11 protein-coding genes and 1 pseudogene are annotated in these 11632 nt (G+C 44.0%); 1 reads left to right on the forward strand and 11 read right to left on the reverse strand.

The window, feature by feature from the left end:
- The 11 genes from PX481_RS23210 to cas3 all read right to left on the reverse strand — a co-directional run.
- Nucleotides 1–408 (reverse strand): Uma2 family endonuclease (locus PX481_RS23210; RefSeq protein ID WP_288096290.1); only part of this gene is annotated, 408 nt, incomplete at its 3' end.
- Nucleotides 409–417: 9 nt separating this feature from the next.
- Complete coding sequence (gene cas5d / locus PX481_RS23215; RefSeq protein ID WP_002762264.1) at nucleotides 418–1092, reverse strand: type I-D CRISPR-associated protein Cas5/Csc1; 675 nt, start codon at nucleotides 1090–1092, stop codon at nucleotides 418–420.
- A 55-nt stretch (nucleotides 1093–1147) separates the two neighbouring features.
- Nucleotides 1148–2155, reverse strand: coding sequence for a type I-D CRISPR-associated protein Cas7/Csc2 (gene cas7d, locus PX481_RS23220; protein WP_288024844.1), 1008 nt, complete (start codon nucleotides 2153–2155; stop codon nucleotides 1148–1150).
- Nucleotides 2156–2172: 17 nt separating this feature from the next.
- Nucleotides 2173–5619, reverse strand: coding sequence for a type I-D CRISPR-associated protein Cas10d/Csc3 (gene cas10d / locus PX481_RS23225; RefSeq protein WP_288096292.1), 3447 nt, complete (start codon nucleotides 5617–5619; stop codon nucleotides 2173–2175).
- The gene (gene hepT / locus PX481_RS23230; RefSeq protein ID WP_002762259.1) at nucleotides 5612–6046 is read right to left on the reverse strand and encodes a type VII toxin-antitoxin system HepT family RNase toxin; all 435 of its coding nucleotides are present in this window, start codon (nucleotides 6044–6046) and stop codon (nucleotides 5612–5614) included. Before hepT ends, cas10d begins: the two co-directional genes overlap by 8 nt.
- A 3-nt stretch (nucleotides 6047–6049) precedes the next feature.
- The gene (gene mntA / locus PX481_RS23235; protein WP_002762258.1) at nucleotides 6050–6508 is read right to left on the reverse strand and encodes a type VII toxin-antitoxin system MntA family adenylyltransferase antitoxin; all 459 of its coding nucleotides are present in this window, start codon (nucleotides 6506–6508) and stop codon (nucleotides 6050–6052) included.
- Entirely contained in the window at nucleotides 6501–6623 is a 123-nt protein-coding gene (locus tag PX481_RS23240; protein WP_255520580.1) for a hypothetical protein, read from the reverse strand. The genes mntA (PX481_RS23235) and PX481_RS23240 overlap by 8 nt, the downstream gene beginning before the upstream one ends.
- A gap of 90 nt (nucleotides 6624–6713) precedes the next feature.
- Nucleotides 6714–7133 (reverse strand): type VII toxin-antitoxin system MntA family adenylyltransferase antitoxin, encoded by a 420-nt coding sequence (mntA, locus tag PX481_RS23245; protein WP_287693762.1) that lies wholly within the window; start codon nucleotides 7131–7133, stop codon nucleotides 6714–6716.
- A gap of 1040 nt (nucleotides 7134–8173) precedes the next feature.
- Complete coding sequence (locus PX481_RS23250) at nucleotides 8174–8569, reverse strand: hypothetical protein (RefSeq protein WP_272081674.1); 396 nt, start codon at nucleotides 8567–8569, stop codon at nucleotides 8174–8176.
- Nucleotides 8566–8850 (reverse strand): BrnT family toxin, encoded by a 285-nt coding sequence (locus PX481_RS23255; protein WP_272081673.1) that lies wholly within the window; start codon nucleotides 8848–8850, stop codon nucleotides 8566–8568. Before PX481_RS23255 ends, PX481_RS23250 begins: the two co-directional genes overlap by 4 nt.
- A gap of 32 nt (nucleotides 8851–8882) precedes the next feature.
- The gene (gene cas3 / locus PX481_RS23260) at nucleotides 8883–11048 is read right to left on the reverse strand and encodes a type I-D CRISPR-associated helicase Cas3' (RefSeq protein ID WP_288096298.1); all 2166 of its coding nucleotides are present in this window, start codon (nucleotides 11046–11048) and stop codon (nucleotides 8883–8885) included.
- Between the two features lie 99 nt (nucleotides 11049–11147).
- Here cas3 and PX481_RS23265 point away from each other — a divergent pair.
- Nucleotides 11148–11632, forward strand: a pseudogene (locus PX481_RS23265) (WYL domain-containing protein); the annotation flags it as partial.

The following is an 11632-nucleotide window of genomic DNA, read 5'->3' on the forward strand; positions in this document are numbered from 1 at the left end:
ACTGACTCCCGCTTTTAGGTAGTCCACGGCTTTTTCGCTCAGGCTGCTGAAGGATTGTTCCGGAGAGATAATTTCGATGACTAATTCCGGGGGAACGGGACAAGCTTCATCGGTGAGGGTAATATCTCCTAACCTTTCCAGGGAAATGTAGAGAAGATCGGGAACGGGACACCAATCTCGATCGTTTTTGCTGAGAATGATCGCCCATTCGATTCCCACTTCTCCCCGTCCTTGATTCCAGCGATCGAGTATAGAAGATAAAGCCAGAGTTAAACGAGAATGAAAGAATTTCGGTGACATTTTTGGGATCGCTTCTCCATCGACTAATTCATAGGTAATATCGCCCTCGGGAGCGGTTAGTGAGAAAAATTCCGGTAAAGTGAGGGATTTAGAAGAGATAAGAGTCATGGTCAATTTTCAACCGAAGTGATAGGACAATCGAACGGGAATTTTGAGATCGGGACGATCGCTTATTTGGTAATATTCCCCGCGCATTCTCACATTACGGATTAAACTAACGGGAGGCATATTAATCACATCGTAGCCAATCACCTGATGGGTAAACATAACATCGAGAGGATTTAAAGGATAGGGATAAATAAATAAATCCTCTTTTTGTTTTGATAGGGAAAGTTCTGTCAGTTTTACTTCCGCTTTACTCATCCATTTTCCCAAACGAATCCATTTAGGAAGTTGTAGGGGGTGATGGGAAATGATAAAACATTCAAAAACACTTTCGGGAGCGATTTCTTTTGCTCTGCCAAAACTGGGAATATTTTTCTGGGTTTTTTCCATCTCCACATGATAGTTATTATTGGCATATTTCCAAGTATTGAGAACCGCCGTATGAACGATCGCCCGTGCGGGAGTGACATAAATTTTCTCTTCGTTAAGAGGATTTAAATGTTCTTGGTACTGGGGAATCTGTTCGGAACAGAAGTAACGATAACTATCGCTATTTACCAATCCCAAAGCATAACAGAGCGCGTAATTATGAATTACGGGTTCGCTTTCGTAGAGTCTGCCGATTTCACGGGTTGCGTAATAAAGACTATCGTGCAGTTCTAATTGACAGGAATAAATATGTACCATAACTCTTTAAAAATTGCGAGGATATAGGGTGAGAAATTACTCACCCTACTGAAATTTACGGTTTTTGAGCGGCTGGTTTTTTCTCGGCGATATGTTTCTTAGCGTAGTCTTTCGCTTCTTTATCCGCTTGATTTAGAATCGATAAAATTCCTGCTTCCGTAGCCGTGAGAGTTTTCACCTCGGTTAATAAAGGTTGAAAATTTTCCCCGATAAAATCGGTATGAACGATAAATTCTTCCGCCATTAATGCTTGTATTGCTTCGGTGGCTTTTTCCATAACTAAATCCTCATCTAAGGGATCGATCGAGTGTAATACTTCATCGGGAAGGCGATCATATATTGCCTGTGTCCAGCGCAAATTACTAACAATTTCCCCATCGGCAAAAATAACACCGATAAGCTCATTTCTTACCCGTCCCGTCCGGGTAGTTTGCGCGCCGTAGTGACGGGTACGCAGGATGTTATTAAAAACGTAGAGAAAACTTGCTTCTGTCGGATCTTTGAGCGTGACAATACTAGGGAAAAACACCTGCGGACGAATGTGATCCTGCTGGTTAATTCGGCTAGTCACTTCCCCTACTTTTGTGTTATTTTCTCCCTTCGATGCCATAGTACCATTCTCGTAGGGAGCGTTTAAAGTAAAACTTTCATGGGATTCATCAAAGGGTGTGATCGAAAAAGCCGTATCTACTACTACTTTCGATTTTTCTGAACCCGAATCACCGATAGCAAAACCATAAATAATACAGTCGGGGTTATTCATGGCAAATTTTACATTGTACTCACATTCTTCGGCGGTAATTAATTTGTAGTTTCTGAGTAATTCTCGACCGACTAGGCGTTCTGGAGTTGATTGCTTACGTTTAAACATCGATAAACGACTAATCGTTTTTTTGCTATCAATTCCCGCACGAACACGAGCTTTATTTAGGTCTCCATCTGTTTGAAATAAAGGATAAGATTCTGTGACTCGAATAGTCAAAAAGTGAACGTATTTTCCCATCGGTTTGTAGGGAATCTCGCCATGAAAGAATTTAGGATCGAGGGTTTTCAGTAAAGACATGGTAGGTACTCCTTGAATTAATTATTGTTTTCAGAATCTTCATCCACAGTTTGACCCTGGGCTTTTAACTCTTGATTTTCTCTGTCCTGTTCGAGACGGTAAAGAAATTCGCAGGTATCGCGAAGGAGGTTTAATTGTCTGCCAGCTAGACGCGCTCGATCGCCCTTAAAAGAACCCTCGAACACATCGATCACAAAATAACGAGCAAAAGACAATATTTTCTGTCTTTCCTGTTCTCGATCGGATAAAATCCAGCGACCTTCTGCTGTAGAAGCATGAACCCGATTCATTAAGCTGGCCACTTCCGCCGCTACTACAGAAACTAGGGCTTCTCCCTGATACATTCCTGCTTTGAGAATCGTATCGGCGGCCACATCTATCGGTTTTAAAACCGCGTTTGCTTTCGGGTTATATCGTTTATTAGCTCGATAGAATTGACGATACAATTCGGTTAATTTTTTCGGGTGATTTAACGGGGATTGCTCTTCCATATTAATTGTGAAATTAGAACGGTGAACTTCTGTAACGTAAGGATCGAAACAAGGATAAAAATCGTAGAGATACAGAGCGATTCGATTAGCGCTCGGTATATCGGCATCTTTGCCCCGTTTCCACTGTTTAAGGTAATGAAAAACATAGAGAGGACTGGTTTCTAAATTGATAGCGAGTTCCGTTAATTTGCCCCAATTGGGGTCATAACCCGTCTTACCCTGCTTCGAGTTCACGTCTAAATGAATAGAATAGGCTGCGGTTAGGGTATTTAAGGGGGCGGAATATTTTTTTCCGTCATTATCTTGCCATGGGTTCAAGACTCGATCGAGACGGAATCGATCGCGTCGAGTTAAGGACCGGATCGCTTGGGGCGCACTGTCGAGAAATACCGTCTCTTCAAATTCCGCACCGTCGCGATAGGGAGGAATAGGAGACTCAGAAACCACCGTTTTGACATCTAAAATCATCGGGAAAGCTAATCCTAACCATGCCGGCATAACCCAGGATTCCGTATCGGTGGGATTGCGGCCCGGAGGTAGGGCTATAAAATAAAAGGTTAGGGGTTTATCTTCGGGATAGGATAGTTTAAAAGTGCGGTCTTTTTTGCCATCTTCCTCCTCGTTAATTGTTTCCTTTTTCTGCCTTAATTTTTCATCGATCAGGAAACTATCAACACTCTGATAACGGGTTCGATCGAAGTTAGCGACCAGATCCTTATCGACAAAGTGCAACTTTATCGAGCTATCAAAACGAGTTTGAGCGATGTTAGCGTAGGCTTTTTGTAAAAAACTATTGGTTTCGGGAGTAAAATAATAGGTCGGGTAAAAGTACAGATAGCGATATTTGCCGTCCTCGAAACGTTTTCCTACCGCTTGGGTTTGATTCATAAGAATCTGACGCAACATCATTTCCGTTCCCGCGATACTGGAAATGTTTCGTTTGGCGTTCGAGCCTGCCAGCATTTGTTTATTAGTATAGACTTGGGGAGTGAAAAGAACCGCCGATTCCATCTGTTCGCTGACACTATAGGGAGAATGGGAGATCGAACAGAGAAGTTGACGGCCGCGACCTTGTTTTTTAGCGGCGTTGTAGTGGTTTAATTCTTTCTGGAAGATTTCGATCGAGTGGGCCAATTCCCGACCGGGTAACTGCACCACTTGATTAACCCACTCTCGCAAATCCTCCCAACCATCGGGTAAGTTATATCCCGCAACTATGGCGGCGATTTTTGCGGCGAGAAAAGCGATTAAATCTTCTGCAACGGGTCTAATATCCTCGATTCCGGGATGCTGTTTCAGGTATTGCGCCGCTAGATAATACCATTCGTAGGGAACCCCTCCCGTATTGCCTTTCAGTTTGAGTTCTTTTAACGATTCATTAATACGCTTGATCGCTCGGATTTGTGGCAGATAATTTTCTAGATTCCAATAATGTGCGATCTCGCTAATTAAATCTAAATCCGGCGGTGCGGGTAAGTTTTTCTGCAATTTTCGCGCCTGTTCGATTTTTTCCAAGCGATCGCCCCAGATTTTCCGCGTCACCACGTCCCCGAATTCCGCTAGGCGATCGATGCGGATATCATTTTCACAATGAAAATCGTAATCCGTCGGTAAAACGCCCTGTTGTTGAAATTTAATCAGGTTTTCGCCGCGACTTCGGGCCACGGACGCTTTATTATCACCGAGGATGCGAAGGGTGGCGTTGAGGGCAGCGCGCATTAACCCAGCATCGTCGAAAAATTGGCTGTAGTAATCTGCGTATTTCATCCCCTTGCCATCTCTACCGAATCCCGTTTGTTTACGCTGTAATTCGCCGCTACAGAGGGATTTAATCGTGTCCACCACTCGATTCGGTAAGGTTTCTAGGGACACTTCTGGCGCGTTTTTGGGGGCGATATAGACAACTCCCGTAGGCAAGTAAAGTAAAGGCTGATAGTCTAGTTCTTGATGTGCTTCCATCACCGCGTTATTAAGTACGTTCGTTAGTACCCCGCGGTTTTCGGCGATGCTGTGGTAAGTGAATTTTAGTTCCCCATCGCTGAGGCTGTATAAAAGGTCTTGTAACGGAGCTTTTTCCGCATCGTGGGGGTGTTTAATAATGGAAGCCAAGCGATCGGCTAGACAGGCAAGATCGGTTAAACTTTCGAGAGCGCTATTGTTTAAGCGAGTATTTAACCCATCTTCCGAGGTATTTCGATCAGTATCATTCCGACGCTGGGCATTTTTAGCGATGTATATCAAATCATCAAGATATTCAGTCCATTTTTCTGGTTGATCGGAAAATAAAAAGCGATCTAATCCTAATTCGGGAACCAATACTTGAAAAATCTCTCGATGTTCCTCTCGTGATAGTTTGCGGATATCTCGATCGAAGTCCTCGTTAATCTCGATATATTTCGCCGGCATCCCGGGAAAAAGCGAGTAGCGGAATTTCTCGAAATCGTGGAGAATAAACCCAGCGATCGCCAACCTGCGCTCGCATTCCTTTACTACCCGTCGAACGGTAGTATTGAGTTTTTCTAGTCGTTTTTCGATGAGATTAGCGGGAAATAATCCATTAAGTAAATGAGTATTGAGAGATTGATCTCCTGCATTATCCCGTCGAACTTTGCCTTTTCCCTCTAATTCCCGACGGCGATCGATTTCCTCGAAGAAATTTCCTCCTTTTGCCGTTACCCCGATCGCTAATCGGAGTAAATTGGGTAATACCATTTCGGCAAAATCTGCCATAACTCGATCGTCGGGGTTTTCGGCTCGAATCGCCTCCCGTAGGAGTTTTAGGGTTAGCAGTTGGCGAACGGTTTCGACTCGGCGATCGCTTACCGATTCGCTAATTCCTAAATCTTCGCCAGAAAGAGATTCTAAATCAATATCCTCGAACTCAAAATCCAGATCTTCACCGTCAATTTCTGTAGTGTTATCGAATAGATTTAACTGTCCCGTTTCCTCTAATTTTTTTTGTTTTTTAGGCATCTTTCACCTCTAGAGAGTCTAAATAGTCGGTAATTTGTTTGAGATAAAGCGGAAATTGAGATAAAGCGATCGGAATCGCCTTAAAAACAAGTTCATTATCGATCGCCTCGTATTGATGCACTAAACGATTTCCCATTCCTGATGATTTCGCCAACTCCCCGGCTAGTTCTCTGGTAGTTAAACCATTTTTACCAGCTTCTATAAAAGAATCGTAATAGGTAGCGGGAGTTACGTTATGTAATTGTAAAAGAAGATAGCTATTAATATCGGAAGATGACTCTACCAATAATTCTATCAATCTCTCAACCATAAGTTGATAGTCAAAATTGTCCAAATACTCTGATAGAGTAACGCTCTCGAACCCCCGTAATCGATTAAGATATTTGATCATCAAACGAATTCTAACGGTGACTATCTCCCTTTCCATCGTTTAAACTCCCCATTGTTTGAGCCAAAGATCGATACTGTCTTTTTGAATCTTTCGGAATTTAGCGGTATCGGCGTACTCTTTCCAAGCGCGTACACGAAATTTTAAAAAGTCTCCCGTATTTTTTTCATAGATAAGTTTTCCATCTCGTGCGACTTGATACTTCGTTAATGGAGAACAGCGATCGAGTTCAATTAGATCGATCAAATCACGGTTTATCTCAAACAATTCACTCAAGATAGAGAGAGAAGTTAAGTAATCATTACTGATTTCCTTAATATGTGTTTGTCTGTTTGCTTCATCGTATGAAATTCCCAAATCCCAATCGCTATCAGGTCTATGCTCTCCGCGCGCTCTAGAACCGAAGAGAATTAATAGTTTTAAATTCGGTAGTTTTTCCACAGTCGTGGTTATTCTATTGACTGTATCGATAATTTTTAATTCTTTCGTATTTTTAACCATTTTCTGCCTCCAAGGAATCTAGATATTGAACGATCGAGCGTTGGTAGCGGGGATAATCTCGTAAAATATTAGCGATCGAGGAATGAACGATATCGGGATCAATTTTTTCTCTCAATTAAAGTGATCGAACCGTACTCGCTAAGTTCGGCGAGGTATTGATTCATGAGGTTTAATTCGTCTATCGCAATCAGAGGTTGAATAGCATTTACACTCCTTTTTCTCGTAGAGAAATCTCCAGATTATTCCGTAATTGACGGTATAACGCTTTCGATTCTTCAGGATTCATGAGAAATTTTTCTTTAAATCCCTCGAATAGTCCCGTTTCCCGTTCGTATAGAAGTTGACCATCCCGCGCGACATAATGAGCGAGGATCGGCGAACATTCTTTTAAATCAATCACATCAATTTTGTCTTCGGGAATCTCTAAAGCTTGTTCGAGTAGTGTATAAATTTTCAATAGACTCGAAATATCCTTTTGAGCGCTTCTTTCCTCGTATAAAACAGCGAAATCCCAATCGCTATCAGGTCTATGCTCTCCACGCGCTCTAGAACCGAAGAGAATTAACATTTGTAAATTCGGTAGCTGTTCGGCGAGCGGTGTGATTTTATCCGCTAGGTCAGTCATATCTTTTCTTACCTATGTTTATTGAGAAAAGAGAGGGAAGCGAGGTTTTCCGTAACTGCAATCACAGGAGTTCGGGGCAGGGGAACCTTGAAAAATATAATTCTTAAAGAAGGCAAGTTCGTTTGAACGAAGCTTGAAGCCGTGCTTGCCTTACGATAAGACGATTATTCAAGGTTCCCGTCAGTCGCTAAACCAGCCATAGATTTATCTTTGGGGGTTTGAGAGTACATACGCCTAAACTTAATGTCGCAAGCTACTTAGTGAGGATGCTTCCCTACTCTTGCAAGGAGCGGGTCGAGAGATTAAGCTAAACGGCGCTTAACCTGCATGATCCAACAGCTATAACCCTTTTGGAGTCTATATCGGTGATCCGAAGTAAAAGCCGTTTAGCTTATCACGACTAGAGGGATAATCGCCTCGGTTATCGCGTCTGCTAGGCTGAGGTCAGCCTGTACTCGAATGTGTTGTGAGCTATCTTTCGGATCTCGATAGAATAACCTTTCCGGCGAGCCACGAAAACGGTATGCCCGAAACGAAAACTCACTTTAAACGCAAGTTCGTCCGCGGGGTGCCATCGACCGTCCGCGAGGACTGCCAGCAGTTTTTGAAGGTTAGTCGCGCGCTTCAACATGATCACCTCCTTTGTAAGCTAAACGGCGCTTAACCTGCATGATCCAATAGCTATAACCCTTTTGGAGTCTATATCGGTGATCCGAAGTAAAAGCCGTTTAGCTTATCAGCGAATTCAACATCTTAAGTTTAGCGAGCGCGATAGCACAGCGATCAATTTTCTAGGAAATAAGTTGTAGACCTATTCAACGATCACTAAGCGTAGACTTATTCAACGGGAGACCGGTATCATAAGGATCGGGAATCACTGAAAAGCCGCTCTAGTTCTCCATCCCGAATCCCTATCAGGGATTGAAATGAATAAGTCTAAACTTACTGCCGTAAGCTTTTTCATTCAGAGCAAGCTTTAATCCCTATTAGGGATCGCCTAAAAACGTTGCCTTAAGCGATTTGTACTTGAAATATCGCTTTTAGGTCGAAGCTATTCTATATTCAAATCGCTCGCGAGCGATCTCTTGTTTTTCTATTGAATATCCCTTTCGGCGCATCTCGAAAATTGTCTGACCAAAGCGGGAGCCTACTTTAGAAGCTAGTTCATCCGCAGAGTGCCACTGACCGTCACTAAGAATAGCGAGCAGTTTTTGAAGTGTGCCTTCTTCTTGGTCGCGTAACTTCCACGTTTCTCGAACATATGATTGTAACTCTTGCAATCGTTCCGGGCTAAAATCCGAAACCCACTCCCCTCGCTCGTAAGATTCTAGTAGCTCTCGTTCCTCCGGATCGAGGTTACTGATATCGGTTCTCCGAGCGTGTAAGGTAGCTGGATCGAGTGAAGCATCAAAAGAGCTTGTATCGTTGGTTTTCATGTTGAATCACCTTTTTTAAGGTACTTTTTCGTAGCTTTTCGAGATGGAATGATCGTTTTTAGAAAAATTTCCGATTCGTTGACGACGTAAGGAACTTCGTAGGCATAATCATTCAGCTTGACAATGAGAATTCTTTGATTCGGGTAACGCGCTCGATTGGGATGAACTTTATCGTCCAATACCTCTCCTCGATAGATAGCTTCCTCTACCATCTCGAAAGATAGATACCGCTCTCGTTGTAACTGCTCGTTTTTTTCTTGATTCCATCTTACTCTTTTCATCCTTTGAAGCTAAAACACTCAATTGTTCCGTGTCAACAGATCCACACCTCACCCCCTTGACCTTTGAACCGATGAGCGAGAGTATCCAACAACAAAGCCGATTGACCGATCGCTATAGAATAGGGGGACAGGGGAGAATGAAGACTACTCTCGTCACTAATCGGATAAATACCGAAGTGCATCGGTAATTGTAAGCGTTGGCGAACTGCGGCAACGGGATAGGCAAGAACGAAGCTAACCAGAGCCTGATCCCGTAACTCCCGACTAATTCGATCGAGCCAAGGATTATCCGGTTGCCAAACACCGATTCCCGTCAAAACCTGTACTTTCCACGCGGAGGCAATCTCGCCTAAATCGCCGTCGTAGGTAAAGCGCCAGTTTAACCGTTCCTCTCGATATCCCTTTAAATTCAGAAACGCGAGACAATAATCGAAACGTCTGCGCGCGATCGGTGTTTTCGTGGCCTCGATCTGGCGCTTAAACTCGCCTTTTCTCCACACCTCCACCTCTAGATTACCGAGAATACTGGGTAAATCGTAGGTTTTAAAGCGATCGCATTCCTCCAGTTCCGTCGAATCGTATAACCCGCATAATAACGGACTCGACCCGCGAAAACTAGACGCATCCTCGAAAATCGGATTACCGCTTTTCCCCGATAACTCCTTCCATTCGTCGGCCCATCCTTTCACCCGACCGGCGACCCGTTTTAAACTGGTATCGAAAACCTCCTCGCATTCCTGTTGAAACTTCTGGCGACTTTCCCCGTATTGGGATTTGATCTTCGGACTCCCTAAATTCCACCAGAGTTGAAATGATTGTACCGCTCCCCAACGTTGGTAATAACCCTCGAAATTATTGATATGACGGTAGTTACTCTTGATGGCCTCCTGTAGCTGAATTCGGTCATACCGTTCCCCGACTTGTAACGGTGCATCTTTCTTCTCGAATAACCGTTCTAGGAAAAATTTCGGAACCAGAGCGATCGCTGTGAAGTTAGTAAATTTTACCGCCGTTCCCTTTCGATCGTAGCCGCTGTGACGGCCTAAACGGCCGAAACGTTGAATAAAATTTCCCGCATCGGACGACTCAAAAATGAGAAAATTAATCTTGAAGTCCACCCCCACATCGATGGTACTCGTTCCGATCACCAGATCACGATTTAACGATGCCAACTTCTCCCGCGTTCCCGAAAGACCCGTATTTTCCCCCACTGTTAAACCGATAGTCGCCAATAATTCTCGGAAAATCGGCAGCAGACGTTTAACCGAAGCGATCGAATTGAGAATAATCGCGCCCTTGCTGCCGGGGTATCGCTTAAAATAGTCTAAAATTCGCTCTTTATTTTCCTTCAACCAATTTTCCGAAGTTTGAAAACTCGACGGTAAGGGAATAAAAGATAGCTCGATTTCCGAGGTTACTTGTCGCCATCCCTGTTGAGCGAGGGAATTGGCCTCTTCTGGGGTATCGGGAAACCGGTATTTTCCTTCTCTTACTGGGTCGATCGATCGATAGCGAAACCCCGCTTTATCCAATCGTTTTAGTAAACCCTCGTCGGGAGTCGCGGACAAAAACAGGTATCGTTTCCCACGATTGGCCCGTCGGATTAGAAGCATGGTATTGATAATACTGGCGACCTGTGGCGTGCCGAAAACGTGAAATTCATCGAATAGGAAGAGATCGAAATGTTTATCGATCCGGTTCCATAGCTGATCGGGGTTATCGTAGGGGGTTAAATAGGCCCCCCGATGCAGATAATGGAAAATATCGGGGTTAGTTAAGAGAATTTCCGACTGTTTCGATCGAGTCTCTAGAGCGATCGCTTTCGTTTTCCCATCCCGTTCGGCGTACAATTCCAACTCGGGCCCGGTTAAAAGATTGACCCGGGGTTGATCCGTTGGTTGAAATCGTTGAATATATGCCTCGATCTGACCCCGCTGATCCCGCGCTAGTTCGTTGGTTGGGTAGAGTCCCATAATCGGGAAATATCCTTGCAAAGTTCGCAGGTAGGCCGCTAGACTTTTCCCGTCCCCCGTCATGGCCGAATTGATGATTACCGCGACATCGGGATCGTTGAGTGCTTTCCACGTCTCCACCTGATGCCACGATAACCGCCATCCTTGCGGAACCTTGATCCCGTCTGGTATCTCGTCTGCGGGACAGGAATAGACTGGCCTGAGCGTTACTTGATAATTTACCATGAATTTCTGTCCGTAACTCCTTGCTATCTTCCATAATAACCACGATAATAGGGATGGACAAGTACCTTAACAGAAAAAGTGTCCGTATATTTATAAACTATGAGCCGGATAGGACAATCAATCACTTTATCGGTCAGTGAAAAAGAAAAACAGTCCCTAGAAATCCTTGCCAGTGAATTCGGGCTATTTTGGGGAGATAAACCGAATATATCGAAGTTAATCAAAGAAATTGCGCGTAATAAGCTTAAAATCGCTCCTAATCACGACTGGAAGCCCGATCGCTTGCAGATGCTCCAACAGGCGATCAATTTTCTCATCGATGCTGGACAAATCCCCATCGCCCTAGAACTAACTAAACTACTATTAGAACGGAGCGAACTGCCGGGACCCTTACGCAAAGAGCTAGAAGACCGCCTCGATAATCCTCCCCCACCATGGCGGTGGGAACTCGATCGCTGCATTCTCCGACAACAACCGTTTCAGTTATCCTATCAGGATGCCGGCGATCGAATCTGGGAATTCCATCTTTACCATGCCGCTATCAATCGTCACGAGGATCGCTTATATCTCGATTGTTGGTGCGA

The organism is Microcystis sp. M53603_WE2, assembly GCF_030065435.1.

Bases quoted from the DNA above. Each gene is read 5' to 3' on its own strand.
- cas5d (WP_002762264.1), bottom strand. From the start codon at position 1,092: ATGGTACATATTTATTCCTGTCAATTAGAACTGCACGATAGTCTTTAT.
- cas7d (WP_288024844.1), bottom strand. From the start codon at position 2,155: ATGTCTTTACTGAAAACCCTCGATCCTAAATTCTTTCATGGCGAGATT.
- cas10d (WP_288096292.1), bottom strand. From the start codon at position 5,619: ATGCCTAAAAAACAAAAAAAATTAGAGGAAACGGGACAGTTAAATCTA.
- hepT (WP_002762259.1), bottom strand. From the start codon at position 6,046: ATGGAAAGGGAGATAGTCACCGTTAGAATTCGTTTGATGATCAAATAT.
- mntA (WP_002762258.1), bottom strand. From the start codon at position 6,508: ATGGTTAAAAATACGAAAGAATTAAAAATTATCGATACAGTCAATAGA.
- mntA (WP_287693762.1), bottom strand. From the start codon at position 7,133: ATGACTGACCTAGCGGATAAAATCACACCGCTCGCCGAACAGCTACCG.
- PX481_RS23250 (WP_272081674.1), bottom strand. From the start codon at position 8,569: ATGAAAACCAACGATACAAGCTCTTTTGATGCTTCACTCGATCCAGCT.
- PX481_RS23255 (WP_272081673.1), bottom strand. From the start codon at position 8,850: ATGAAAAGAGTAAGATGGAATCAAGAAAAAAACGAGCAGTTACAACGA.
- cas3 (WP_288096298.1), bottom strand. From the start codon at position 11,048: ATGGTAAATTATCAAGTAACGCTCAGGCCAGTCTATTCCTGTCCCGCA.